The sequence below is a fragment of the Embleya sp. L77 genome (assembly GCF_055557415.1).
Genome location: NZ_CM145710.1, coordinates 723,030 through 748,981, shown reverse-complemented (window position 1 = coordinate 748,981; position 25,952 = coordinate 723,030). Strand labels below are relative to the sequence as shown.

Sequence of the window (25,952 nt, the reverse complement as noted above, 5' to 3'; positions counted from 1 at the left end):
GTCTCCCGGGCCACGGCCGGTCCCGGCGGTGGGTGCGGCCCGCCCGGCGCGGCGGGTCAGGGTGCGGCTATTGGCCTCGCCACCAGTTCAGGAACGAGCTCCACACCCCGCCCTTGCGTGCGCCGGGGTCCGGCCGCTCGGGAGTGGCGGGGCGTGCGGGCGTCGGATCGGCGGGCCGGGTCGCACTGCGCGGCGCGACGGGGGTGAAGCGGGCCGGCAGCGCGGTGAGCGCCCGGTTGAAGGGGCCCGGTCGCCAGTTCAACTCCGATACCGGGACCGCGAGTTCGAGGTCGGGCAGGCGGTTGAGCAGCTTTTCGATCGCGGCGGTGGCGATCAGCCAGGCGGAATCCTTGGCCGGGCAGGCGTGCGGACCCGCGCTCCAGGCCAGGTGGGAGCGGTTGTTGGGCCTGCGGCCGTTCGCGAACAGCGCGGGGTCGCTGTTGGTGGCGGCGAAGCTGATCACCACCGGGGTGCCCCGGCGGAGCGGGACGCCGGCCAGATCGACGTCGCGCACCGGGTAGTGCACCGCGTAGTTGGCCATCGGCGGGTCGGTCCACAACACTTCGTCGAGTGCGTCCTCCACCGATGCCCCGCCGCCGAACAGGCTGACCGAGAAGCGCTCGTCGGAAAGGATCAGCCGCAATCCGTTGGCGATCAGGTTGCGTTGCGGTTCGGTACCGGCGCTCATGAGCATGACGAGTTGATGGATCATCTCCTCGTCGGTGAGCCGGTTGGGGTGTGCCATCAGCCACGAGGTGACGTCGGCGCCGGGCTGTTCGCGCTTGAGCGCGACGAGTTCGACGAGAGCGCCGGTGAGCATCCGGTTGGCCGCCTCCGCGTCCCCGACGGCGTCGAAGATGCCGGCGATGCCCGCGACCAGGCGGTCGCCCAACTCGGGAGGGCTGCCGAAGAGTTCGCTGAACACCAGGAGCGGCAGGGTCTTGGCGTAGGAATTCAGCAGATCGACGGTGCCGGCGCCGGACCACTGGTCGACCAGGTAGTCCGAACTGCGTTCGACGAAGCGGCGCAACTGGTACGGGTCGATCCGGTCCAGGCTGTCGGTGACGGCCTGGCGCAGCCGCAGGTGCTCGGCGCCGTCGGAGAACAGGGCGTTGGGGCGGTGCATCATCATGGGCACGACCGGGCTGTCGGCGGGGACCGTACCGTCCGCCAGCGCGAGCCAACGTCGGGGATCCTTGGCGAACAACTCGGGGGAGTGCAGGACGCGCAGCGCGGCGGCGTGATCGGTGACCAGCATCGCGTCCACCCCGGGCGCCAGTTCCACCGGCGCGGCCACGCCTTGGCGGCGCAGATGTTCGTACACGGCGCGCGGGTCGGCCGAGAACGCCTTGTCGTGCAGGGGGATCGCTCCGCCGGCGCGGTGTACCGGGCAGCCCGGGGGCGGTGTGGGGTGATCGCCGGACGAGGGTGCCGGACGGTCGAGTGGGCCAGTGTTCACGCGAGTTCCTTGGATGCCCGGAGCTGGAGGTAGCGGACGAGGGCCATCAGGGCCTCGGTCGAGGAGGCGCGGTCGCGGGCGTCGCAGGTGACCAACGGGGTCTCCGGCAACAGGTCGAGCGCGGCGCGCAGCTTCTCCGGGGGATGTTCGAGGGCGCCGTCGAACCGGTTGACGGCGACGGCGTAGGGCACGTCGTACTCCTCCAACAGGCCGATGACGTCGAATGATTGGTCGAAGCGCTGAGGGTCGATCAGGACGATGGCGCCGAGGGCGCCGAGGGTCATGTCCTTCCACACCTGGGCGAAGCGCTGCTGCCCGGGCGTACCGAAGAGGTAGAGCACGAGTCGGTCGCTGAGGGTGAGTCGGCCGAAGTCCAGCGCGACCGTGGTGGTGGTCTTGCGACCCGCGCCCGTCAGGTCGTCGACGTGCGCGCCGGCCTGCGTCATCGTCTCCTCGGTGCTGAGGGGACGGATCTCCGACATCGTGCCGACGAAGGTGGTCTTGCCGACGGCGAAGTGCCCGACCACCAGGATCTTCGCCGCGACCTTGACGGAGTCGGCCAGGTAGACGTCGGTGGCGGCGCCGTTAGAGACGGGCGAGCCCATCGAGCACCTCCTGTAGAAGTTGGGCCTTGGGAAGCTCGGCGGCGGGGATGGGTCGGCGGGTGGCCACCAGGCCGGTGTCCATGAGGTCGGACAGCAGCACCTTGACCACGCCGATGGGCAGCTTCAGGTGTCCGGCGACCTCGGCGACCGAGAGGATCCCGCCGCGGCACAGGGCGAGCAGGCGGGTGCTCTCGGGATCGAGGATGTGGGGGGACTCGTCGCCGGGCAACGCGATCACCAGGCTGACCAGGTCCAGACCCTCGCGGGTCGGGTGGCCGCGGCCGCGGGTGATGACGTAGGGGCGCACTAAGTCGGGGGCGTCGGATTTCGCCGTGTGATCGTTGGTCATACCGAATGATCCGCATTCCGTCGGGGCGGGCTGGTCAATTCCTTTCCGAGTTGGCGAACCAGCTGCTGCATGCGGAACGTGATGATCTCCATGTCCACGTTCTGCGTGGCCGATACAGCCAGATAGGCGCCGGGGCCGGCCGCCACCAGGAAGATGAACCCGTCGCCGAACTCGACGAGCGTCTGGCGCCACGGCGTCTCGGAATCGCCGATGAACTCCGCCGTGCTCCGACTGATCGATTGCAGTCCGGACAGCGCCGCAGCCTGACGATCGGCCTCGTCCCGAGATATCCCGTCGGAATGCGCGCGCAATATTCCGTCCGCGGACAACAGGATGGCGTGTCGCGCCTCCGGGACCTTGAGGGCGTCGTTGAGAATCCAGGCCAGGTCGTTGTTCATCGGTTTTCTTGCCCTTTGTCGTCTGTCTCGGGAACGCGGCCGGAGCGGGTTCCGCGCAGGAACGCACCCATCAGCCCCGCGGTCTCCGCGTCCGATCGGTCGGGGGCGTCCGTCGGCGCCGGTTGGTGCGTGCGGTCGACCGGCAGCGGGGCCCGGCGGCGGCGCTGCGGCAGTTCTCCGTCCAGGGCGGCGGTTCCTTCGTCGGCGACGGGAGCGGTGGTTGCGGGCGCGACGGGCCGGGATTCCGCGGACGCGGTCGCGGCACGGGGGGCGCGGGTGACGCGGCGCTGCGCGGGGACCGGGGCGGGGTCCGCGTCGACGGCGGTGGTGAGCAGTTCGGAGGGGAGCATCACCACCGCGCGCATGCCTCCGTAGGGCGAGCGGGTGTCCACCGAGACGGTGAAGCCGTACTGGGCGGCGAGCATGCCGATGACGGGGAAGCCGAACTGCGGCGGGTGGCCCAGGCGGGTGATGCCGACCGGCTCGGTGGCGCCCAGGTAGCGGGCCGCGCTTTGCCGGGCCTCCTCGTGCATGCCCACGCCCGCGTCGTCGACCATGATGCACACCCCGTTGGGCACGGTCTGGAAGTTGATCTCGACGGTGGTGTGCGGCGGGGAGTAACTGGCGGCATTGTCGAGGAGTTCGGCCACCGCGAGGGCGACCGGCTCGACCGCCCGGCCGATGACGGCGACGTTGGACTGCATCCGGATCTCCACGCGGAGGTAGTCGCGGATGCGGCCCTTAGCGCCGCGCATGACGTCGTACAGCGGCGCCGCGGCGCGTTGGCGTCCGGTCCAGCCGCCGCAGAGCGCGGCGATGACCTGGGCGCGGCGGCCGAATTGCGAGTTCATGTGGTCGATCGCCAGGAGATCCTGGAGCAGTTGCGCGTCGACATAGTTGTTCTGCATGTCGGAGATCGCCAACTGCTGTTCACCGGCCAGCGCCTGGAGCGTGCGCATGGCGGCCTTCAGCGCGTTCTTGGCCGAGTGGTCGGCGCGATCGCGGGCGTCCTCGACGGCGGTGGTGAACATCTCCACGACCGTCTCGATGTTGTGCGCGTACGGCGTGGCGCGTAGTTCCTCGTGGCGGAGAAGCGATCCCTCGAGTCGTTCCCCGGTCTCGACCAGGGCCGGCAGCAGCACCCGGACGACATTGTCGAGTTCGTCGTCGCGCATGCGCACGTCCTCGGCCAGCAGGCGATTCCTCTCCCTCAGGTCCTTGACGGTTATTCGGCTGCGGACCACATAAACGGCCGCAGCACAGGTGCCGGCCACCCCGTACCAGAGTGCGGGGTCCTGTACAAAGTTCATTCCCACGGTCCTCGTCGCGCAATCAGGCGGGCAACGGCGCGCGCAGCGAGTCGATTTCGGCGTCGTCCGGGTGCGCGAGGCACGTCGCCCGGTCTCCGTCCGGCGCATCGCGGAAAGCGCGACCCGCCCGCTGCACGTATCACTCTCCGCTGCTCTCTCGTCGATGGGGCGTAGCGAGTGTAGTGGCGTCGACTTCCCCGTTCCGGGTGGCGCCGACACTTCTTCTTTCGCGTCGACTACAGCTGGGCGACCATTCCCGGGATCGAGTTATATGTCCGGTATATCGAGTGATGGTGCCCGAATTCGATGCGCCGGGTGTCCGGGGCGCGTATTCGAAAATACGACCGGACGAATGTGGGAAATGGCTTGAATGCATGGGTCATTCGGAGCATTGCGACCATTGCGACCGCCTGCGCGCGGGCGCGTCGCGAAGGGCGCGGCGGCGCGGGCTCCCGCCCACCGGGCGCCGACGGCCCGGGTCGAGAGGCAGGGCAAGAAGGCGTTGTGAGGATGTTCACGCATTGGCGGCCTGACCGACACAACTTCTCGACGTGGGACGGAGGTTCGAGGCATTGGATCTTGGCCGAGGCCGCGGGGGCCGAGGTGCCGCCTCGGGCCGCCCAGAAGGTTGTTGACCGGGCCCAGCGGCGGGATCAGCGGGAAACGCTCGCCGACCAGGCCGCGGGTGCCGCCGTGCTCATCGGCCCTGCCGACCCCGCCCGCGCGCGGGGGCGGGGTCGGCGTGGCTCGACCGGTCCCCGGCCGGGTCGGACCGGGGCGATTCGCCGGCGGTCCTCCTCGTTGCGGTCTCGCTGCGGTAGGGGCAGGCGAGTTGGGCCAGGATCGCCGGCGCCACCAGATCCACGGGCCCCTTCAACGCGTCCGCCAGACCGTGGTCGCGGGGGAACACCAACTCCGCCGCGACGTTGTCCTGCACGATCCGGGCGAGGTTGTCCAGGGCGACGTGGACGGGGTCGGCGGGCGGCTGGGCGGTCTGTAGGTCGATCAGGTGCGAGTCGGCCGTCGCGGGGTCCATGAAGCGCTTGACGATGATCGAATTCTGGTTCGGGGCGGACGTGGTCCAGATCGACAGCACGACGACGTACAGGCCGGGCCAGTCCGCCGCGCCGACCTTGTCCCGCCAGCGCGTCATGAGCGCTTCGACGCCCTCGATCTGGGCCCGCGCCGCATGTTCGATGTTGGTCGGGATGTCGTCGGTCAACCGGCTCGTGTAGTTCTCGAACGACGCCATGTCGAAGGAGCGCCGCCGTACCGACTCTTCGACGAAGCCGAGCGACGCGTCGAGGATCCGGGTGCTCGATGCCTCGAGTTCCGAGGGCATCTCTGCGTCGCCGAGTTGCCGGCGGGCGCTGGTCAAGGTGCCGGCGAAGGACTGGAGTGGAGCGACCCAGTCGGTCGTCCCGGGTCCTTTGAACGCCACCATGTCCACGTCGTGCCGGTCCAGGCGCTCGGAGCCGGGGAGTTCCGGGATCCGACGGCCGAGGTACGGCGCGATGATCGAGTAGATGCCGAGCGGCGCGTGGGCGATCGACTTGGCGAGTTCGAAGATGTCGGACACCGGGTGCAGGGACTCCTGCCCGCCGTTGTGGATCAGGGTGTACCGGCCGCCCCGGTGGTCGTTCCGGACGATGACGACCGGGCTGAGATGCTTGATCAGTTCGGCCCGGAGCGCGTCGTAGTGCATCTGCGTGTCGGCGTCGATCGCGAAGATCGCATTGCGGGCGCGGAGTTGCCGCGCCGGGTCCGTCCCCGGATCGGTCGCAACCGTTTCCACCGTTGCGGCTCGACCGCCGCCGCCCAGGAACGTCACGGCACCGACGCCGCCGACGAATTGCCGCCGTGTGGTCAACGTCCACCCCACCCCGTGCGGGACACCTCGGATTACTCCTGTTCGCCCCGCTCGTCCTCGCTGTGCGCGTAGAGCTTGAGCACCGGGACGCCCACCTTGTGGCGGGCCCGGCTTGCCCAGTCCCGGTGGAAGAACTCCTCGACCAGGTGCGGGGCGGTCAACACGATCACCTCGTCGGCGCCGACCTGGTCCACGACGGATCGCAGGAGATCCAGCGGGTGGCCGTCGACAACCTGGCCGACGGCCTCGGAGCCGGCCTCGCGCAGCAGGCGGAGCGTGTGTTCGAGCGCGAGGGCAGCGGGGCGGCGGGCCTCCTCGCCCTCGGGCTCGTCGCCCTCGTGGACCGCTTCTTCCAACTCGCCGAGGGCGACATCGTCGATGGTGCGAAGGAGTCGGTCCTCCGCGCCTCGCGGGTTCATCAGGACGACGAACGAGATCTGCTCGTCATGGAGGGTCGTGACGAAGTCGACATCTGTCACGGACAACGGTTGCTCGACCATCAGGACGCTCGTGATCACGGCGGACCTTCCCTCGGCGCACCCGAACCGGCGCGGACGGGGAGCAACGATAGCGACACCGATCGCTCTTGATCCCGACCTTCGGCAAGGTCGGGACCGGCGCGTCGTCGTTCCTGTGGTGCGTCGTGCGCTCGGGTATGGCCTCGATCTCCGCCGGGAACCCGCGAGGGTGTGTGCACGGACGTCCCGCCGACTTCCCGGCACGCTACGCACGCTGCCTCCTCGCCGGCGAGTTGCCGCACGGCGGGGCCGGTCCGTGAACCGCGACCTCGCCACTCGAACGGCGGAACGGCCCGGGTGCGCCGGGGTGCACGTGGTCAGAGGGGCCGGAGCCGGGTGTGCAGGAGGCAGAATTCGTTGCCCTCCGGGTCGGCCAGGACGTGCCAGTTCTCCGCGCCGGTCTGGCCGACGTCGACGGGTCGGGCGCCGAGCGCGAGCAGCCGCTCCAACTCGGCGTCCTGGTCGCGATCGGTGGCGTTGACGTCGATGTGCAGTCGGAGCTTCCCGGGCCTGGGATCGCTGCTGGGGCTGAGGACGAGGATGGGCTGCGGGCCGCCGAAGCCGGCGTCGGCCGGCCCGATCGCGATGCTTCCGTCGTCCTCCCGGCCGAGTTCGACGTAGCCGAGGACCTCGCTCCAGAATGCCGCGAGCCGGTCGGGCTCGGCGGCGTCGATGACCAGCTCACTGATGCGGCATGCCATGCCCGTCAGTTTACGGGGACACCCGAGAGCCGATCGTCGGCCGCGTTCCGGTGGGCGAGGTGCCACGCGATCGCGTTGCCCCCCGGGTCACTCCTCGGATTTCGCCTCGGCTTCGTCCGCGTCGAGGAGGCGGGTGAGGAGTTCGGTGAGCTGCCCCAGGTCTTCGGCCGGGAGGGTGTCGATGGCCGGGGGCGGGCGCAGCAGGATGGCGTCGGCGGTCGCGATGGCGTCGTGCCCGGCGGCCGTGAGCGTGACCAGCTTGCGGCGGCGGTTGTCGGGGTGCGGTCGGCGTTCGACGAGGCCGTGGGCTTCGAGCTTGTCGACGATGAGGGTGGCGTAGGGGGCGTCGAGGCGGTTGGCGCCCGCGAGTTGGCTGAGGGTCTGCGGCCCGTCGCGGAGCTGGAAGAGGATTTTGCCGCGGCCGCCGCCGAGGCGGAACCCGAGCGCGTCGGCGAGTTCGCGCCGGCGGCTGTGGGCTTCGACGAACCGGTGCATGAGGGCCCAGGCTTCCCGGGCGGGCTCGGCCGATCGTTTGGAAGTGGCTGCCATCGGTGGTCTCTCCCGCGTCCCTCACGCTGCGCGGTCCGAGCCGCCGCGTCATGTGCCGGCGTGCTGTGGTGCCGCGTTCACCACGCTACCGTGCGGCCGAGGTGGTCGACGTAGGGTGGGCCGGGTGCGCCCTGTAGGGCGTCGAGGGTCTCGACGATGTTCGACTGATCCGGTCAGGCCGCGGCGCGCATGGTCGAGCGGGAACGGGCATGCCGTCCTCCCGCAGTTCGGTCTTGTTGCCCGGGGCCGGAATCGGCTGGTCGGGCGGTCAGGGCGTCTCGCGAGGTGGTCGGTCGTCGAGTTTGGCCAGGATGACGCCGCCGATGATCAGGAGGCCGCCGGTCGTTTGGGAGGGGGTTGGTGTCTCGTTGATCAGCAGCCAGGCGAAGATCACACTGGCGACGACTTCCAGCAGGGCGACGAACGAGGCCGTGCGTGAGCCGAGTCGGCGGCCGGCCGCGGTTCCCGTCGTGTAGGCCAAGGCGGCGGTGACCAGGCCGAGCAAGAGCACGGGCAGCCACCAGGGCACGTCACCGGTCGTGTAACCGGCCGGTTCGAGGCCGGCGTGCATCGGCAACAGCCCGAGCATCGCGAGGGCGGCGAGGGTGAGCGTTCCGACCGCGAGCCCGGCACCGGTCAGGGCGGCGGGCGGCAGGCCGGTGTCGGTGTCCGCCGCGATGAGGAAGTACGCCGTCAGCCCCACCATCGCCGCGAGCGCCCAGGCCACCCCCGACCAGGCCAGGTCGGCGCCGGAGATCAGGTCGACGGCCAGAATCAGGCCAACGGCCGCCAGGCCGGCCCCGGCCATGGTGTACGGCCGCGGGCGCTGACCCCGACGCGCCCACAACCACACCACGACGGCGGCCGGAGCCGTGTACTCGATGAGCAGCGCCGGCGCGACGTCCATGGCGGCGACCGCGGAGAAGAAGCAGAACTGCGCCCCGGCCAGGCCCAGTACGCCGTACACCAGCACGGTGCGGGCCTGCGCGCGCAGTTGCCGCCAACGCCCGCGCAGGGACGCGGCCGCGAACGGCGCCACGACGAGCGCGCCGATGCCGACCCGGGCCAGGACGATCGCTCCCGGACTCCAGCCGGTGGAGAGCAGTCCGCGCGCCAACGACCCGGACATGCCGAAGGCCGTCGCCGAGACGAGGGCGAGGAGGAGGCCGCCGCCGACGTCGCCGGTGGAGGTGCGGACAAGCGGTGGGTCATCGGCAACATGGGTCATAGACCATGACGGTAAGAGGGCTGGATGTAAGATGTCAAAATGATTTTTGGTCATGACACCGAGTCCGCCCTGCAGGCAGCCGTGGCGCTGGCCAACAGCGCGGTGGGGTCGGACACCCTCACCACCGTCCGGGAGGTGGACGCGTGGTACGCCGAGCACCGCTACACCGGCCGCCGGGACCGCGACGCCGCCGAACTCGCGAGCCTGCGAGCGCTGCGGCCGGTCCTGCGCGACCTGTTGACCGCCGACCGCGAAGGCGCCGCGGGCCTGGTGAACACGATGCTCGCCGAGGCCCACGCCCTCCCGCAGCTCGTCCGTCACGACGACCAGGACTGGCACCTGCACGCGGTGTCCTCGGACGCGCCGCTGGCCACCCGCGTCGTCGTGGAGACCGCGATGGCGATGACCGACGTGGTGCGCGTCGACGAGCTGTCCCGCCTGTCCCTGTGCGCGGACCAGGGCTGCCGGGGCATCGTCCTGGACCTCACCCGCAACCGCTCCCGCCGCTACTGCAGCACCGCCTGCGCCAACCGCAACGCGGTGGCCGCCTACCGCGCCCGTCTCGGTGCCCGTCAGCCCTCGGACGGGCGCTCCAACCAGGGCGCGTGACGGGAAACGCCGCGGTGTCCGCCGTGCGGCGTGTCGTCCGCGCGGGCCTTGATCCGAAGCTCTGAATGCTGATTCACTGCTTGCATGGCCTACCGCAAGACGCCCGCCGAGCAGGACCGCCTGGCCGCGGCCCGCGAACACCTGGTCGAACAGGCTGCCACCGTGGTCGCCGACGTCGGCTGGGCCAACGCCTCGGTGGCCGCGGTGGCGGCCGCGGCGGGCATGTCGGCCGGCTCCGTGTACCAGCACTTCCCGTCCAAGGCCGCCCTGGCGGTCGAGGTCTTCCGCCGGGCCTCCGGGCGCGAAGTCGAGGTCTTGGGCAAGGTCCTGCACGACGGGGACGGCGACGCCGCACACCGGCTCGCGCAGGGCGTCGCGGTGTTCGCCCGCCGCGCCCTGGAGCGGCCCGGCCTGGCCTACGCCCTGCTCGCCGCGCCCGCCGAACCCGCCGTGGGCGAGCAGCGGCTGGAGTTCCGCCGCCGCTACCGGGAACTGTTCGCCCAGGTGGTCCGGGAGGGCATGGCCACCGGGCTGATGCCGGCCCAGGACCCGGAGATCACCGCCGCCGCGCTCACCGGCGCGATCGGCGAGGTCCTGGTCGACCCCCTGGCCGCACCCGCCCGGGAGGTCGAGGACCTCGTCGCCGCACTGATCGCCATGTCGCTGCGCTGCGCGGGCGCCCGCGTCGACGCGCGTTCCGTCCCTCCAGGAGGCTCCCGATGACCGTGCCGACAACACCCCCGCCGCACAGCAACCCGACCGCCCGCACCCACGAGGTCACCAACCAGCCCCCGCCGCTGGTGGGGCACGACGTCGCCGACGACGCGGTGCTGCTGGAGGGCATCCGACGCGAGGGCGCCGACTGGTACGAGAGCGACCTGCACCGCGTCGGACGGCTCGCCGGCAGCGCGGAGGTCCAGGCGTGGGCGGAGCAGGCCAACCGCTGCGAGCCGGTCCTGCACACCCACGACCGCTACGGCAACCGCATCGACGAGGTCGAATTCCATCCCGCCTACCACCGATTGCTGGACGTCGCGGTCCGCGAGGGACTGACCGGAGCCCCCTGGGCCGACCCCCGCCCGGGCGCGCACGTGGCCCGCGCCGCCGGTTTCATGGTGTGGACCACCCCCGAGGCCGGACACGGCTGCCCCGTCTCGATGACCTACGCCGTCGTCCCGGCGCTCCGCGCCGCACCCGAACTCGCCGCGGTGTACGAGCCGTTGCTCACCAGTCGCAGCTACGACCCCGGGCTGCGCGCGCCCGCGTCCAAACGCGGCCTGCTCGCGGGCATGGGGATGACCGAGAAGCAGGGCGGCACCGACGTACGCGCCAACACCACGACCGCCACCGAACACGCCGACGGCACCTGGCGGTTGCGCGGCCACAAGTGGTTCACCAGCGCCCCGATGAACGACCTGTTCCTGGTCCTCGCCCAGACGCCCGGCGGCCTGTCCTGCTTCCTGGTACCGCGCGTGCTGCCCGACGGCAGCCGCAACACGTTCCGCATCCAGCGCCTGAAGGACAAGCTCGGCAACCGCAGCAACGCCAGCAGCGAGCCCGAGTTCGACGACACCGTCGCCTGGCCGGTGGGCGCCGAGGGCCGCGGCGTACGCACCATCATCGACATGGTCACCATGACCCGGCTCGACTGCATCCTCGGCTCCGCGTCCGGCATTCGCGCCGCCCTCGCGCAGGCCGCCCATCACGTGCGGCACCGCTCGGTGTTCGGCCGCACACTGATCGACCAGCCGCTGATGCGCAATGTGATCGCCGACCTCGGTGTGGAGTCGGAGGCCGCGAGCACGCTCGCCCTGCGCGTCGCCGGCGCCGTCGACCGGGCACAGCGCGGCGACGACCACGAACGCGCCTTCCTGCGGACGGCCACCGCGGTGGCCAAGTACTGGGTGTGCAAGCGCCAACCCGTGGCCGTCGTCGAGGCACTGGAATGCCTGGGCGGCAACGGATACGTCGAAGCCTCGGGACTGCCGCGGCTGTACCGCGACGCGCCGCTCAACGGCATCTGGGAGGGCTCCGGCAACGTCCAGGCCCTCGACGTCCTGCGCGCCCTCCGGCGCGAACCCGAGTCGCCGGCCGCCTTCGCCGCCGAAATCGACGCCGCCTCCGGCGCGGACGCCCGCCTGGACACCGCCTGGCGCACACTCCGCGACGACCTGGTGCCGACCCCGGACATCGAGCTGCGGGCCCGCAGCCTGGTCGAACGGATGGCCCTCGTCCTCCAGGGCTCCCTGCTGGTGCGGCACGCCCCGACCGCGGTCGCCGACGCGTTCTGCGCCTCCCGACTGGCCCCCGACCGCGGCCTGGCGTTCGGCACTCTGCCCGGCGGGCTCGACCTGGGACCCATCCTGGACCGACTGCCGGGACGGATGGACTGACGCGCGACGCGCAACCACCGCTGCCGGCCGGGCGCGCCGACCGTGGGATTTCGACGGAACCGCGCCGCCCTCGACGGGGAGGATCGGCGTGGATGAATCATGGTGCCGGATCCGGGTAGGCCGTTGGGCGAGCGACCCGAGGGAGTGAACGCGATGACCATCCCCATGCCGGTGGACCCGGACACCCGCCCGCCGCGCCCGTCGCCCCTGCCGGATCCCGACCCGGTACCCGTGCCGGTGCCGGAGCCACCCCCGGGACCGGTACCGCCCAACCCCGAGCCGGAACCGGAGCCCGAGCCGCAGCCCGTGTAGCCGCAGCCCGTGTAGAAGCCCGGACAGGTGTTCGGCCCCGGGAGGGCGGCCGAGGGCCGGCCGGGTGTCCACCCCGCGAGGGCGGGGGTCGGCGTCAGTCCGGCGCGATCCGGCTGCGCTCGGCGTGGCCGTGCTTCTCGCGGGTCTCGACGAGTTCCTTGAAGCGCAGCAGGTCCGCCCTGACCCGGGTGTCCGTGAAGGGCGGTACGCCGTCCTCGGGTTCGGCGAGCCCTTCGGGTTCGACCTCGGTGACGACGTTCACCGTGGTGTGGGCCGCGTCGACCGCCCGGAACGTCACGACGGCGTGCTGCCGGGGCTCGTCCGAGACCGTGCGCCAGGACACCCGTTCGTCCGGCAGCTCCTCGACGGTCTCGGTGCCGAACTCGCGGGTCGCGCCTCCGGTGTACGTCTTCCAGTAGTGGTGGTGGGCGTCGAGCCGAACCACCTCCTCGACCCCGTCCATGAACCGCGGGAAATCCTCGAACCGGGTCCACTGGAGATATGCCGTGTGCAGCGGGACGTCCACTTCGACGGACTCGGTCACGACGGCCATACCGTTCACCTCCCACGGTCGGACGGACCGGATAACTGCCGCGTGCCCGACGGCTGCGCACCCAAACGAAGTCGAGCGCTCCGGCGCCTACCCCTCGAACGCCTCGAACCGGTGAACCGCTACGCTCCGCACACCCTTGGGCACATGCGTGTTGCCGGCCGCCCGGACGCATGCTTCGGGTGACCCCACGACTTCACCGTGTGTGGCTCGACGCGAGCGCGCCCTCGGCGACGCGGGGCGGCCTCCCTCCGTGCCGGGAGACCGCCCTTCGTGCATGTCGGTCGGGTCGGCTACCAGCAGCCGGCCGCGAAGGACACGGTCGCGCAGAGCGGGCCGGACAGCAGCCACGTGCTGCGGGCGAACTTGCCGGTGTGCACGTCGCCGCCGGAGATCATGGTGAGGTCGATGTCACCGGACGGGTGGACGACGCCGGGCAGTTCCTCGCGCCGGTCCTCGTCCTTCCAGGCGCGGATCAGGTCGTCGATGTCGTTCGGATTGTTCATGGACGGTCCTTCCTTCTCGGATGCGGGAACCTCAGGGTGTGAGAACGGCGCTGGTCGCGCCGTCGCCTCCGGAGCGGACCGGGCCTTCCGGTGCTCCGGCGGAACGGGGGCCGAACAGGTCGGCGTAGTGCCCGCCCAGGGCGAGCAGGTCGGCGTGCCGGCCGCGTTCGACGATCCGGCCGGCGTCGAGCACGACGATCTCGTCGGCGTTCTCGATGGCCGACAACCGGTGGGAGATGACCAGCCGGGTGATCTCCAGCCGGTTCAGGGCCGCGTCGACGGCACGTTCGGTGGTCGGATCGAGGTGGCTGGTCGCCTCGTCCAGGATCAGCAGCCGGGGGCGGTGCACCAGCGCGCGGGCGAGCGCGACCCGCTGCCGCTGCCCGGCGGACAGCGCGATGCCGCCCTCGCCGACGTTGGTCTCGTAGCCCATCGGCATGCGCCGTACGTCCTCGTGCAGACCCGCGAGCACGGCCGCGTGCTCCACCTCGGTCCGGGTCGACTCGGGGCTGCCGAGCGCGATGTTGTCGGCGATGCTGCCGTCGAACAGCGACAGGTCCTGGAGCACGGCGCCGCAATGCGTTCTCAGCGCAGGCAGGTCCAGGCGCTCCAGCGGAACCCCGGAGAGCAGGATCGTGCCCCGGTCGGGCCGGAGCAGTCCGAGCATGAGCAGGGCGAGGGTGCTCTTGCCCGAACCGGTGCGCCCGGCCACCCCGATTTTGCGGCCGGGCGGCAGCGTGAGTGCGATGTCGCTCAGCACGGGGGCGGCCTCGCGGTCGTAGCCGAAGGTGACCCCGGTCAGCTCGACGCCGATGGGACTGCGGCCCGGGAGTCGCTCGTCGCCGCTGCGTTCCGGCTCCGAGTCCAGCACGTCGTACATGCGCTCCACCTGCGCCCTGACCAGTTGCAGGGACTGACCGGCGGTGGCGACCGAGGTCAACGGCTCCAATACCGCGATGGCGACCGCGTTGGCGGCGAGCATCACCCCGATCTGCATCGCGCCGTCCAGGACCAGCCCGACCCCGACGGTCAACAGGACCAGCGGCGAGATCACCCGCAGTGTGCCCAGCGCCGCGTCGACGGTGGCGGAGGTACGCCCGCGCCGAAGGCTCGCCTGCTGGTGCACCTCGAACAGCGTCTTCCACCGGCGCAGCGCCCGACCCTCGGCTCCGTTGGCCTTCACCGGCAGCACCGCGTCGAGCGTCTCGACCAGGTAGCCCTGTTCACGCGACATCGCCGTCAACTCCCGCTGGGAGAGCCTGCCCTGGCGCCCGTAGCTGCCGATGATCACGGCGAGTTGCAATCCGCCCAATCCGAGCGTCACCAGGACGTACTCGGGTGCCAGCACGGCCAGCCCGATCAGGTAGCAGCCGAGCATCGAGGCATCGAGCGCCACCATGAGCAGCTGGCCGGTCAGCGCCTCGCGGGCGGTCGTCACGCTGGCCAGCCGCAACAGCAGGTCGCCGCGCGAGCGGCGCAGGAAGAACGGCAGCGGCTGGCGCAGCAGATGCGTCATGAAGCCGGGCGTGAGTACCGCGTTGGCCCGGGTGCGAAGGGTGACCACGACCCAGCCGCGGGTCAGCGCCGTGACGGCCTGGGCGAGCGCGACGACCGCCACCCCCGCGGCCAGCAGGGGCAGCAGGTCGGTTCGCCGGTCCGGCAACATGGTGTCGATCACGTAGGCGGTGGCCAACGGCAGGGCCAGGCCCACGCCTTGGAGTACGGCGGAGGCCAGCAGGATTCCCGCCATCGGCCCCCGGGTGCCGGGAACCGCCAGGACGTCCCGCAGGTAGCGCACCATCGGCCAGTCGCGCGGTCGCCCCAGCCGGCGGGTGAAGTCGGCGCGCGGGGTGAGGCGCAGGTAGATGCCACCGTAGTCGGTGGCGAACTCCTCGTGCGATATGCGCGTGCGCCCGTCGGCCGGGTCGGCGATGCGGACCCACTTCGCCGAGCGCCGCTCCAGGACCACGAAGTGCCGTCTGCGCCAGAACAACATCAGTGGTCCCGGCGGGAGTTGCGCCGGATCGGCCCGCTCGACGCGCGCGGACAGCCCGAGTTCGCCGGCGACCTCGATCAACCTGCCGATCGACAGGCCGTCCCGACCGGCCTCCAGCAGCCTTCGGCCGTCAGCGGTGGTGGTGTGCCGACCGAAGAATCCGGCGACCATCGCCAGGCAGGCGATGCCGCATTCGGTGTCGGTCAGTTGCTGACGCAGCGGCACGCGCCGGGTCCGGCGCCGCAGCCTCGCGATCACCCAGGCGACCACCTTCGTGAACCGGCCCGGCTGGTGGCGCGGTCGCGTCTTCCCCATGGCGGGTGGGGACTTCGGCACGCTCACCCCCTCGCCCCACGCGTCTGGTACGGCGGCCGGAGCAGCAGAACCGAGGGCACCCGCTCCGGGGCCGCCAGGCGCAGCAGCCCGTAGCCGATCCCGGCCAGACCCGTCATCAGCGACGGGGTCTCGATGTGCTGCGGGGTGCCGCAGCGCGGGCCCTCCCCGATCGCCGCCGCGGCGAACCCGGTCGGCTCGGGGACGTCGGCGAGGCCGCGTTCACGGGCCACCAGCAGCAGTTCGGCGTTGCCGAGCGTGCCGTGACACAGGCACTGCGCGGCGGACGCGGCTGCGCCGTGCACGGTCGCCGACAGGGCGAGTCGCAGATCCGCGCGCAGGGCGGGGGTGTCGTACGTGTCGTCGAGGCCCAGGACGTCTGCCCTGGCCAGGCCGATTCCCGGGGCGCCGTGGCACCAGCCGTACATGTGCGAGACCGGCGCGTCCGGAGCCCGCCTGTCGTGCCGATAGTCGGGCCAGTTGCGCCACCGGGGCCGGTACTCGGCGCGTTCGTAGGCGAATGCGGCGAATGCGGCCTCCCGCATCGCGCCGTCGCCCGCCACCGCCGCGAGCCGGGCCAGGGCCCAGCCGATGCCCGCCGCACCGTGCGAGAGGCCGACCAGCGCCTTCGGGTGCGCCGCGTGCCGCCAGCCGATGCCCTCGATCTGGGGTTCGGCGCGCTCCACGAGCCGGGCGCCGAAATCGAGGGCGATCTCCAGCGCCTGCGCGGAGCCGGTGTGCGCGTGCACGGCCAGCAACGCCGCGACGGTGCCCGCGTCACCGCCGAGCACATCCGGCGAGTATGCTCCGCCCTCCGTCGATCGCTGCGCGATCAGTCGTACGACATCCGCCACCGGCGGCACCCGGTCCTCGCCCACACAGGCGCCGATCTGGAGCAGCCCGTACGCCACTCCCGGCAGCCCGGCGAAGCCCGCCGCACCACCGAGCGCCTCGGCCGGACCGTCGAGCAGCCCGGGTATGTTCCACAACGCCCGGACCGCAAGGTCGAGATGACGCCGCTCGCCGGTGACCGCCCCGAGCCTGGCCAGGAACAGCGCGATGCCCACGGCGCCGTCGTAGAGACCACCGCCCGCCGGCGCCACCTGCCACCCGGCATCCCCGATCTGCGCGAGCCCCAGCCAGGACACCCGGTCGTCCCGCCGGATCGCCGCAGCGGCCAGCCGGTCACCGATGCGCGTGGCGGCCTCCAGGCAGGCGTCCGCGGTGGGGTTCGTGGCGGGGGAGGAGCGGCGGTTGTCGTTCGCGGGCCGGGAGGTGGTGGCGGGGGTGTCGTTCGCCGGTGGGAAGGTGGCGGCGACGGGGGTGGAGCCGAGGGTGTCGTTCGCCGGCCGGAAGGTGGGCGCGTACGTGTGCGTGGCGGCCTCGGCGTCGGGGCGCTCGGCGGCCGTGACGTTCGGCCGGGTGGCCAGGGAGGCCCGGATCAGCCACTCCTGCCGGACCCGGTCGACCGGGCCGAAACCGGCCGGCTTGGCCCGGGCGCGTTCCAGCGGACTCTGCGCGAAGTAGTCCGCGATCCGCTCGCCCCGGCCGGTCCACAGGTCGCGCGAGTCCGGCCGACCGTGGAAGATCGGGACGTCGCCCTCCCACAATTCGGCCTGCTCGTACGGGATGAGGCGGGCGAACCGCGGGTCCTGCCGCGACATCGCCCACAGGAAGTCCTGAAACCGATCCCGGTCCAGCGCGTCCCGGAGCAGGTCCGGATGCGTGCCCTCGTCCAGCAGCGTCGCGTACACCTGGGTGGGCCGCAGGATCGCCCGCACCTCCAGCCCGGCGAAGCCGGCCAACAGTCCTTCCTCGCCCAGCAGTTCGCCGCGACATCGATCGATGACGTCGTATCCGGTGGTGAAGCCCTCGACCAACTCCTCGACGAAATGCGTTGGTTCGGCCGGCTTCCCGGCCAGCGTCGGCCTGTTGTCCGCGCCCTCGAAGACGGACCGGGTCCGGACCAGCCGCATCGTGTCGGTGCCCAGGTCCTCCCATGCGGGCGCCGCGAACGGCAGTGCGGCCCCGCGGTCCCCGCCGACCCCGCCCATGTCCAACTCGCCGATCTCGCCGGACAGCACGATGGGCAGCAGCCCCACCCGCATCACCGAGGACATCAGCGCCTCGGATGCCGGGTCCTCTTCGTCGCCTCCGAGCAACCGGTGCGGGTGCAGCAGCCCCTCCAGGTCCAGGAGCACCGGTTGCGCACCGTGCGCGATGAGGTTCTCGTAGTGGAAGTCGGCACCCTCGACCGCATGCAGCAGGGCGAGCAATGCCCCCAACCGCCGGTAGTAGTCCGCCACTTCGTCGGCCGAAGCGCACTCGGCCGGCTCGACGAACTCGATCCACCCGTACGCATCGCGCTCCAGCGCCGCGGGAACGCACAGCCCCATCCCGCCGATCCGCTCGTCGAACCACGCCAGCAACTCGCCGAACCGGGCGTGCACACCCAGCGGCCGCGGCTTGTAGACCAACCGCTGCCCACCCGTGAACCGCAACACGGCCACCGCCCGGCCGCCTCCGTGGGTGTCCCCGCCACCGAGCGCGATCGAGACGGGAGCCCCGGGGTCCCTCCCGGCGAACAGCGCCGACCCGATCGCCGCCCGGTCCGCGCTCCAGCGGCGGAACACCTCCGTCACGGCCGTCACCGTCTGATCGGTACGCCGCGCCAACAGCCGGGCCAGCACCGGGTATTCGAAGAACAGCCCGGCCCGCCCAGCCCCGGTGGCGAGTTGCTCGACGAACGATCCGAAACGCTCCTCCGGGGTGTCCCCGCGGAGCCTCCCGCTCACCCGCATCACGTTGAGTTCCAGGACCAGCGTCCGCAACGCGGCCACGACGAGCGACCTGCTCAGTGCCTCGCCGATGTCGCCACACAACCCGTCCGCGCTCTCCCGCGGCAACTCGGCGCGCAGCCGCTCGAGTGCGTCGGCCACGAACGGCCCTACGATCGACACGACTCCGCTGTGCCGGCCGTCCGCAGTGCTCGCCGCCGGGGGTTCGTCCCGACCCAGGATGCGTTCCAGGGCCTGCCACCATTCGGGCACCCGCCCCGCCCTGTCGGCGAGTTGCCCGGTGGGTTCGGCCAACAGCGCGAACAGCCGTGCCTCGTCCCACCCTTCGCCGAGCACCGCGAGCCGCGCCGGTAGCCACCCCGGGTCCGGGCCGCGCCATCGGGCCAGCCGTCTGAGCGCCCTTTCCTCGGCCTCCCCGGCGGCTTCGCCCCCCAGCGCCGCGCGCTCGACCAGGTTCAAAGCCCGCGCCCACGCCGGTTCGCCCAACACGGGCAGCCCGTGCGGCGCGTGGGACGAGACGGTGACATCCGGCATGAGGGCCCCCAGGCACCAACGGACACATACGCACCACCGCGATGCGCGGCCCCATATTTTCAATTGGATGGCTGTCCAGTCAACAAAAATCTCTACCGTCCGTGACTGAAGATCACCCGAAGGTAAAGCGGTTCGGTCGCCGGGGTCGGCTTTGGAGGAGGTGACGGCGGCGGTGGGCGCGAAGGCGCCACCGGGTGGCACGGTTCGGATTCGGGCGGTCGGCGAAGCCGCCTCGAGCGCGCCGACCGGCTGCGCCCGAGGGGCGCGCCCGAAGCGCGGTCGGGCTCGGGGGCCGGCGGCTCACCGTGGAGCGCGCTCGGCGCACCTGCCGCGTGCTCGCCCGGGCGTCGTCCCTACGGCTGTGAAGTGCGCAGGCGTTCCGCGGGGCGGGGTGGCGCGGGGTCGGCGATCGGGAGGTCGTACATGTGGAAGAGGCGGGCGCGGACCGCGGCCAGTGGGTACGTCTCGGGGTAGACGGCCAGCTTGAAGATCACGCCTTCCAGGACACTGCGCAGCGTGGCCTCCTCGGCGCCCGGGTCGAGCGCGCCGCGTTCGGCGAAGATCGCCCGGATGCGATCCTCGGCATCCTCCAGCGCGGCCAGGTTCGCCCGCTCGGCCTTGGCGTAGGTGGCCCGGGTGGCCGGTTGCAACATGAGCGACAACAGGAGCCGTTGCACATCGACGCTCGCCGCGGCGCCCTGCAGCGTCCGGTCGATGAGCCCGGCCAGCCGCTCGTCGGCGGTGCGCTCGCCCTCCGGCGGAGTGATCGCCCCGTACATGACTTGCAGGGCCTCGGACAGCAATGTCTCCAGCAACTCGTCCTTGGTCGAGAAGTAGTAGGTGACCAGGCCCCTGGCGACCTCGGCGCGGGCGGCGATCTGGGAGATGGTCGCCCCGGCGTAGCCCCGCTCGGCGAAGACGACGAGCGCGGCGTCGAGGATGCGTCGGCGCGAGCGCTCACGCAGTTCCTCGTTGGCCGAAGATGACCGTGGCATGCCCATCCCTCCCCGTCACGTGCGTCTGTCGGGCCATTGTCCCGGACGCGCGGGCCGGGTCCAGTGCCGGCCCATGATGCATCAGGAGAGGGGTGGGAGCGTTGGCGCGGGCTCGCCATCGTCCGGTGCGGTGCGTCGAGCACGACTGGTCACGAACGGCGGCGGCCTCGGCGCAGGGTCAGCCATGTCGCCGCCGTCGCGACTGCGATGCTCGCGGTGGCGATGATCGCCCAGCGCAGCGTGGAGGACCGGCCCGAGTTCCCGGCGGAGGAGTGTGCGGCGGCCGAGGGGTGTGCCGTCGAGGGCGGAGTGCCGGGGGTGGACTCGGCTGCCGGGGCGGAGAGTTGCCTTTCGGGGGAGCCGAGGTTGGTCGGGTCGCGGTAGTGCGGGGCGCCGTTCGGGACGCCGTCGATGTTGACGGTGAGGGTGAAGGGCACGCGCAGTTGCGGGTCGGTGTTCGCGATGTCCATCTGGAACCAGATGAAGTAGTCGCCGGGCAGGGACGCCGAGGTGATGGCGTACTCGGCGCTGTCGAGGTTGTTGTGGCGTACCGGGGCGGTGGCGCTCACGAGGGTGAGTGCGCTGCCGTTGTAGTCGCGCCAGTCGGTGTTGCCGCCGGGCAGTGCGGCCCAGTCGCGGACCGGGTTCACCGGCCCGGTGCGGATCTTGGCCGTGCCGCCGACCGCTCGGCGTTCGGAGGCGGGCAGTTCGGACAGGTCGAGGCGATAGGTCAGGCGTTCGCCCCAGGTCAGGTGTACGCGGTAGTAGACCTCTTCGCCGGGTCGCAGGGCGTCGGTGTGCACGCCGTCGGTGATCAGCGGCGCGTCGCCGTACGAGCCGGCCCCGGCCGTCGGCCGTGCGGTGGCCCGGGCGCGGGCGGTCGGTACGTCGGTGGCCGTCCAGGCGGGCGGCAGCGCCTTCGGGTCGGTGATCTCGGGTTCGATCACGATGCTTATCTCAAGCGGAGCCTGCGTGTCGCGGTATCCGGGTTCGCGGTTGTCGACCCGGATGAGGAAACGGCCGCCGCCTCCGCAGGTGCCCGGGGCGGCGGCGGGGTCGGGTTTGAGCTCGACGGTGGCGTGGGCGGTGATGTAGCCGCCGTTGATGGTGTGGTCACGGTCCTTGCCGCGTACCTGCTCGCGTTGGGCGCACACTCGGCCGTCGACGGTGGTCAGTGCGACCCGCACGGCGTTGCCGGCCGGTTTGCCCGGCGGGGCGTTCCACGGCACGGTCGCCGACACGTGGGCGGTCGCGGCGCGCGGGACGTCGATGCCGTAGTACCGCCTCGGGTGCGTGTCGGCGGTGTCCGGAGGCATCACGTCCAGGTACTCGCCCGGTCGCAGCACGGGTGCCGACGGGGCGGTCGGCGTGCCGGTGACCGGCGTGCCGGCCGGGCGGTACGGGCGCAGCGCACGCTCGGCGGCCCGGCGCAGGCGGTTGGCCAACTCCGCGCCGTTGAGCGTGTCGTAGAACTGCCCGCGGCCGGCCCGCGCGACATCGGTCAGTTGCCTGCGGCCCGCGTCGTCGACCCGGAAGCCGATCACGTCGATGCGCACGCGGACGTCCGAGGCGGCGAGTTCGCGGGCCACCGCGACCGGGTCGCCGCCACACGTCTCCTGGCCGTCCGAGACCAGCAGGATCGTGCGCGGGCCCGGTCCGGGCAGGTCGCCGGCGGCCTGGCGCAGCGCGTACGCGATCGGCGTGTCGCCATCGGCCTTCACCCCGGCCGCGGCCCTGCCGAACGCGGCCTTGTCGACGGGGCCGACCGGCACGAGCAGCGCGGAGGACGTACAGCTGCCTCCGTACGTGCGCAAGCCCATGCGCGCGCCGGGCGGTACCGCGCCCACCACCTCGTCGACGGCCGCCCGGGCCGCGGCGATCTTGGTGAGCCCGGCCCGCGATCCCTCCGGCTCGTTCATCGAGCCCGAGACGTCCAGGGCGACCAGCAGCCGCCCGGCGTCCTCCTCGGCCGCACCCGCGACCGCTCCGCCGACCCAGGCACCAGCGGCCAGGACCAGGACCACGAACACCTGTGCCACCAACCGCAACCGCAACCGCCGCACGAACACTGCGCTTTCCTCCCCCGTCCGCGCTTGGGCGCGGTTCCGGCAGCGTGCCGGATGCGCGGCGAACGGGACATCCAACGAGCGGTGGAGATTCCGGGTAAACCTGTGCGGTAGGCCGGGGCTGGGTTGGGGTCGGGCGCGGGCGCGTACCGGGTCGCCCGAGCCGTCCGCCGTCCGCCGCTCGGGGTCGGGTGCGGCGGCCGACCGCACGCGGGTGGTCAGCCCGGTGACGGTGAATGTCAGGGTTCAGCCGGCGCCTGCAAGCGGTTTCTTGCGAGAGCGGGTACAGGTGGGGTCCCCCGGCTCCGGGCCCGCCTCGATAGTCGGCGGGCGAGCCGGCGCAGGAAGTGGGATTTCGCGCGGCCGGTCAGGGGGTGGGTGCCGGTACCGCGGCCTCCCATGCGTAGCCGTCCGGGTCGGTGAAGGTTCCGGCGTCGCCGCCGATGGTGAGGCAGTGGGATCCGGTGCCGTCGGGAGCCACGCCGACGTCCTTGGCCAGGGCGCGGCGGCGGTACAGGGCCGGCTTGACCGGGCCGGATCCGGCGGCGAACTCGACGTAGACGCGGCTGAAGCTCTTCGCCACGACCAGGCCCCGCTCGACGTAGAAGCGCTTGCTCGCGACGACGTCCGCGACGCCGAGCAGGAGCACGATGTCGTCGATGGCCCGAGTGGCGGGGCCGGTGTTCTTCTTCGCCGAGGTGGCGACCTTCCAGATCGTCCCGTCCGGTGCCCGGACGACACCGCCGTAGCCCCACAGCGACTTCGTCGCGGGCTTCAGCGACGTGGCACCGGCCTCCAGGGCCGCGTCGATCAGGGCGTCGACGTCCGCCGGCTGGGACACCGTGAGTGCCAGTGCGAACCCACGGAAGCCGGTCGTGGGCGCATTCGAGGCCCGCAGGCGCAGCTGCGTGTCCAGACCGAACGCGGTCGCGTAGAAGTGGTGGGCGGCCGAGGGGTCGGCCACGTCGAGGGTCACGGAAGCGATGGTTGCCATGCCCATGACGCTAGGTGCGGCGATGCGACCGGCGCTTCTCGAATCCTGATCGATGCGGCCGGCGCTCGCCGGGCTCGCCGGGCCGGAACGTGCGGGCGGGTCGGAACGCGCGCGGGCGGGCTCGAACGCGAGGGCGGCCCGGGTCGGCGGCTCGTCCGCGCGGGCGCCCTCCCCCGGGCCCCGGCGACCCGTCGGCGGCCATGGCGTCGCCGGTTTCGCCCAGGGCCTTGCCGAGGGCGCGGACGGCGGCATCGGGCACGTCGATCGGGCCCGCCACCGGGGTGCGCGCCCGACCCGGCCGCAGCCCGGCGCATGGCCTTCGGCGCGTTCGGGGAGCGTGCCGCGGCACGGTCGGCGTGTGGATGGCGTGGTTGATCGTACAAGCGGTGGGATCATGGGCGCATGCATGTTCGGAGTGGGAATCATGTGCTGGTGTCGGGCCGGCAGGACGGTCCCGTCCTGTTGTTGGCGCACGGGTTCGGGTGCGACCTGAACATGTGGCGGCTGGTCCTGCCCGTGCTGGAGGAACGATTCAAGGTGGTGCGCTTCGACCATGTGGGCGCCGGACGGTCGGACCCCGCCGCGTGGGATGCCGAGCGGTACTCCACCCTCGCGGGCTACGCCGACGACGTGCTGGCGATCTGCGCGGAGACGGACCTGCGGGACGTGGTGTTCGTCGGGCACTCGGTGAGCGCCATGATCGGCGTCCTGGCGGCCATTCGCGAGCCCGAGCGCTTCGCCGGTCTGGTGCTGCTCACCCCCTCGCCGTGCTACATCGACGACGGGGACTACCGGGGCGGCTTCACCCGTGCGGACATCGACGAGCTGTTGGACTCGCTGGACAGCAACTACCTGGGCTGGTCGGCCGCGATGGCTCCGGTGATCATGGGCAACCCGGAACGCCCCGAACTGGGCGAGGAGTTGACAAACAGCTTCTGCCGTACCGATCCCAGGATGGCCCGGGTGTTCGCGCACACCACCTTCCTGTCCGACAACCGTGCCGACCTGGCCGAGGTCACCACGCCCACCCTGGTGATCCAATGCCGCCAGGACGCGATCGCGCCGCCCGAGGTGGGTCGATTCGTCCAGGCCCAGATCCCGGGCAGCAGCCTGGTCACACTGGAGGCCACCGGCCACTGCCCGCAGCTGAGCGCGCCCGAGGCGACCGCCGAAGCCCTCGTCGCCTTCGCGAGCGCGCGATGATGTGCGCGTCCGGGTCGGAGCCGGACGGCGGCGGGACGAGCGGCGAAGACGGGCCACCGGGCGGCGACGCGGCCGCCTTCGCGGCCCTGCTGGAGGACAGCGCCGAGGACCTGTACGAGCACGCCCCGTGCGGCTACCTGTCCACGCTCCTGGACGGCACGATCGTCAAGGTCAACGCCACCTTGACGAGTTGGCTCGGGTCCACCCGGGAGGAACTCGTCGGCCGGCGCCGCTTCGCCGACCTGCTGACCGTCGGTGGCAGGCTCTACCACGAGACGCACTTCGCGCCCCTGCTGACCATGCAGGGCGAGATCGGCGGCGTCGCCCTCGAACTCAAGGTCGCCGACGGCAGCCGCCTGCCCGTCCTGGTCACCTCCGTGGTCAAGACGGGCAGCCACGGCCAACCCCTGCTGATTCGCACCACGATCATCGACGCCCGCGATCGTCGCGCATACGAGACCGAACTGCTGCGCGCACGCCGCGAGGCCGACCTCGAACGCGAACGTCTGCAACGCCTGGCCACCACCCTGCAACGCACCCTGCTGCCGCCGACCCTGTCCGAGGTGCCGGGCCTGGAGGTGGCCGCGTACTACCACATCGCCTCGCCCGATCGGGTCGGCGGCGACTTCTACGATCTGTTCCCGCTCGCCGACGGCCGATGGGGGTTCTTCCTCGGCGACGTGTGCGGCAAGGGCGTCGCCGCCGCGGCCGTGACCTCGCTCGCCCGCTACACGCTGCGCGCGGCGGCCGTGTACGACGCGGACCCGGTCGCGGTGCTGCGCAACCTCAACACCGTGCTCAACCACGAATACCAGGGCGAGGACCCGCGTTTCTGCACCGTGATCTTCGGCCTGATCACCCCCGACCTCGGTCCGATCACCCCCGACATGGATCCGATCACGCCCTGTGCCCACGGCTGCACCATCGTGCTCGCCGCGGGCGGCCACCCACCCGCACTGCTCCTGCGCGCCGACGGCGGCGCCGAGTTTCGGCCCACGCCCGGCGGGCAGCTCGTCGGGGTCATCTCGGACGCGCACTTCACGACCTCGACCGTGCGCCTGGACCCGGGGGAGACGCTGCTCCTGTACACCGACGGCCTCACCGAGGCCCGCCGCCCGGGACCGGGCCCGAAGACCGACCGCTACGGCGAGGACGCCCTGTTCGACTTCGCCGCCGCGCTGGCCCCGGTGGGCGCCCGCGCCGCGGTGGACGCGGTCACCGACCTCCTGGCCTCCTTCGGATCGGGCCTGGACGACGACGCCGCGGTGCTGGCGCTGGGCGTGCCCCGTCGGGGCGAGGGGGAAGCGGCGCCGTCGCGCGACTGACGACATGCGCGGGAGCGGGCCTGCGCCCCCCGCGATGTTGGGTTCGGTGCTTCCGGTGCTCTTCCGCCGGTGGGAGCGCGCTCGGGTCGGGTTGTGCGTGGTGGTGTGGTGGGTTGCGCGTCCGCTTCGCGGCCGGGGTTGGGGTCGGTGCTTCGCATCCGTGTTGCTCGTCCGCTACGCGGCCGGTGGTGCTTGGGGTGGGCGCGACGGGGCGGGGGCGGAGCCGTGCTGGTGCGATCGAGGTGAGGCCGCGTGGGATGCCGGTGGTGGGCAGGAACGCTGCGGCGATTGCGGTGCCTTTCCGCCGGTGGGGGCGCTCGGGCCGGGTCGGGTTGTGCGTGGTGGTGTGGT

Annotated in this window: 23 protein-coding genes; 6 read left to right on the top strand and 17 right to left on the bottom strand. The window is 71.9% G+C overall.

The annotated features are described in order from the left end of the window. Positions 1–67 precede the first annotated feature (67 nt). The 10 genes from ACZOOI_RS33390 to ACZOOI_RS33345 form a co-directional block, all read right to left on the bottom strand. Positions 68–1,297 (bottom strand): cytochrome P450, encoded by a 1,230-nt coding sequence (locus tag ACZOOI_RS33390; protein WP_465284204.1) that lies wholly within the window; start codon positions 1,295–1,297, stop codon positions 68–70. Positions 1,298–1,455: 158 nt separating this feature from the next. After that, a complete protein-coding gene (locus ACZOOI_RS33385; protein WP_465283297.1) occupies positions 1,456–2,064 on the bottom strand; it encodes a GTP-binding protein in 609 nt (202 codons plus the stop codon). Continuing rightward, positions 2,045–2,413: a DUF742 domain-containing protein gene (locus ACZOOI_RS33380; protein ID WP_465283296.1), complete on the bottom strand. Its 369-nt coding sequence runs from the start codon at positions 2,411–2,413 to the stop codon at positions 2,045–2,047. The genes ACZOOI_RS33385 and ACZOOI_RS33380 overlap by 20 nt, the downstream gene beginning before the upstream one ends. Then, positions 2,410–2,811: a roadblock/LC7 domain-containing protein gene (locus tag ACZOOI_RS33375; RefSeq protein ID WP_355535719.1), complete on the bottom strand. Its 402-nt coding sequence runs from the start codon at positions 2,809–2,811 to the stop codon at positions 2,410–2,412. The genes ACZOOI_RS33380 and ACZOOI_RS33375 overlap by 4 nt, the downstream gene beginning before the upstream one ends. Next, positions 2,808–4,121, bottom strand: coding sequence for an ATP-binding protein (locus ACZOOI_RS33370; RefSeq protein ID WP_465283295.1), 1,314 nt, complete (start codon positions 4,119–4,121; stop codon positions 2,808–2,810). Before ACZOOI_RS33370 ends, ACZOOI_RS33375 begins: the two co-directional genes overlap by 4 nt. A 697-nt stretch (positions 4,122–4,818) precedes the next feature. Beyond that, positions 4,819–5,991, bottom strand: a complete 1,173-nt coding sequence (locus ACZOOI_RS33365; protein ID WP_465283294.1) for a hypothetical protein — start codon at positions 5,989–5,991, stop codon at positions 4,819–4,821. 32 nt (positions 5,992–6,023) lie between these two features. Continuing rightward, a complete protein-coding gene (locus ACZOOI_RS33360; RefSeq protein ID WP_465283293.1) occupies positions 6,024–6,509 on the bottom strand; it encodes an indole-3-glycerol phosphate synthase in 486 nt (161 codons plus the stop codon). Between the two features lie 317 nt (positions 6,510–6,826). After that, on the bottom strand, positions 6,827–7,210 hold the full coding sequence (locus ACZOOI_RS33355; protein WP_465283292.1) for a VOC family protein: 384 nt from the start codon (positions 7,208–7,210) through the stop codon (positions 6,827–6,829). Positions 7,211–7,297: 87 nt separating this feature from the next. After that, positions 7,298–7,759, bottom strand: coding sequence for a MarR family winged helix-turn-helix transcriptional regulator (locus tag ACZOOI_RS33350; RefSeq protein WP_465283291.1), 462 nt, complete (start codon positions 7,757–7,759; stop codon positions 7,298–7,300). Between the two features lie 268 nt (positions 7,760–8,027). After that, on the bottom strand, positions 8,028–8,987 hold the full coding sequence (locus ACZOOI_RS33345; protein ID WP_465283290.1) for an EamA family transporter: 960 nt from the start codon (positions 8,985–8,987) through the stop codon (positions 8,028–8,030). A 39-nt stretch (positions 8,988–9,026) separates the two neighbouring features. Between ACZOOI_RS33345 and ACZOOI_RS33340 the strand changes: the two genes are divergently transcribed. From ACZOOI_RS33340 to ACZOOI_RS33325, 4 genes are all read left to right on the top strand, one after another. Further along, a complete protein-coding gene (locus ACZOOI_RS33340) occupies positions 9,027–9,596 on the top strand; it encodes a CGNR zinc finger domain-containing protein (protein WP_465283289.1) in 570 nt (189 codons plus the stop codon). Positions 9,597–9,680: 84 nt separating this feature from the next. Further along, positions 9,681–10,319, top strand: coding sequence for a TetR family transcriptional regulator (locus ACZOOI_RS33335; RefSeq protein WP_465283288.1), 639 nt, complete (start codon positions 9,681–9,683; stop codon positions 10,317–10,319). Beyond that, complete coding sequence (locus ACZOOI_RS33330) at positions 10,316–11,989, top strand: acyl-CoA dehydrogenase family protein (RefSeq protein ID WP_465283287.1); 1,674 nt, start codon at positions 10,316–10,318, stop codon at positions 11,987–11,989. The genes ACZOOI_RS33335 and ACZOOI_RS33330 overlap by 4 nt, the downstream gene beginning before the upstream one ends. Before the next feature lie 153 nt (positions 11,990–12,142). Next, complete coding sequence (locus tag ACZOOI_RS33325) at positions 12,143–12,301, top strand: hypothetical protein (protein WP_465283286.1); 159 nt, start codon at positions 12,143–12,145, stop codon at positions 12,299–12,301. Positions 12,302–12,395: 94 nt separating this feature from the next. On the opposite strand, the gene ACZOOI_RS33320 is transcribed toward ACZOOI_RS33325, so the two are convergent. The 7 genes from ACZOOI_RS33320 to ACZOOI_RS33290 all read right to left on the bottom strand — a co-directional run bounded on the left by ACZOOI_RS33320 (position 12,396) and on the right by ACZOOI_RS33290 (position 23,073). Continuing rightward, on the bottom strand, positions 12,396–12,854 hold the full coding sequence (locus ACZOOI_RS33320) for an SRPBCC family protein (protein ID WP_465283285.1): 459 nt from the start codon (positions 12,852–12,854) through the stop codon (positions 12,396–12,398). Positions 12,855–13,144: 290 nt separating this feature from the next. Beyond that, positions 13,145–13,357, bottom strand: a complete 213-nt coding sequence (locus ACZOOI_RS33315) for a hypothetical protein (RefSeq protein WP_396008996.1) — start codon at positions 13,355–13,357, stop codon at positions 13,145–13,147. 31 nt (positions 13,358–13,388) lie between these two features. Further along, positions 13,389–15,668, bottom strand: a complete 2,280-nt coding sequence (locus ACZOOI_RS33310; protein WP_465283284.1) for a peptidase domain-containing ABC transporter — start codon at positions 15,666–15,668, stop codon at positions 13,389–13,391. 23 nt (positions 15,669–15,691) lie between these two features. After that, positions 15,692–19,018 carry a type 2 lanthipeptide synthetase LanM family protein gene (locus ACZOOI_RS33305; RefSeq protein ID WP_465283283.1) on the bottom strand — a complete coding sequence of 1,109 codons (3,327 nt, stop codon included), beginning with the start codon at positions 19,016–19,018 and terminating at the stop codon, positions 15,692–15,694. Positions 19,019–19,371: 353 nt separating this feature from the next. After that, on the bottom strand, positions 19,372–20,013 hold the full coding sequence (locus ACZOOI_RS33300) for a TetR/AcrR family transcriptional regulator (protein ID WP_465283282.1): 642 nt from the start codon (positions 20,011–20,013) through the stop codon (positions 19,372–19,374). A 149-nt stretch (positions 20,014–20,162) separates the two neighbouring features. Further along, entirely contained in the window at positions 20,163–22,082 is a 1,920-nt protein-coding gene (locus ACZOOI_RS33295) for a vWA domain-containing protein (RefSeq protein WP_465283281.1), read from the bottom strand. A gap of 364 nt (positions 22,083–22,446) precedes the next feature. After that, positions 22,447–23,073, bottom strand: coding sequence for a VOC family protein (locus ACZOOI_RS33290; RefSeq protein ID WP_465283280.1), 627 nt, complete (start codon positions 23,071–23,073; stop codon positions 22,447–22,449). Positions 23,074–23,475: 402 nt separating this feature from the next. Between ACZOOI_RS33290 and ACZOOI_RS33285 the strand changes: the two genes are divergently transcribed. Next, positions 23,476–24,276: an alpha/beta fold hydrolase gene (locus ACZOOI_RS33285; RefSeq protein ID WP_465283279.1), complete on the top strand. Its 801-nt coding sequence runs from the start codon at positions 23,476–23,478 to the stop codon at positions 24,274–24,276. After that, complete coding sequence (locus ACZOOI_RS33280; RefSeq protein ID WP_465283278.1) at positions 24,276–25,601, top strand: PP2C family protein-serine/threonine phosphatase; 1,326 nt, start codon at positions 24,276–24,278, stop codon at positions 25,599–25,601. Before ACZOOI_RS33285 ends, ACZOOI_RS33280 begins: the two co-directional genes overlap by 1 nt. Positions 25,602–25,952 lie beyond the last annotated feature (351 nt).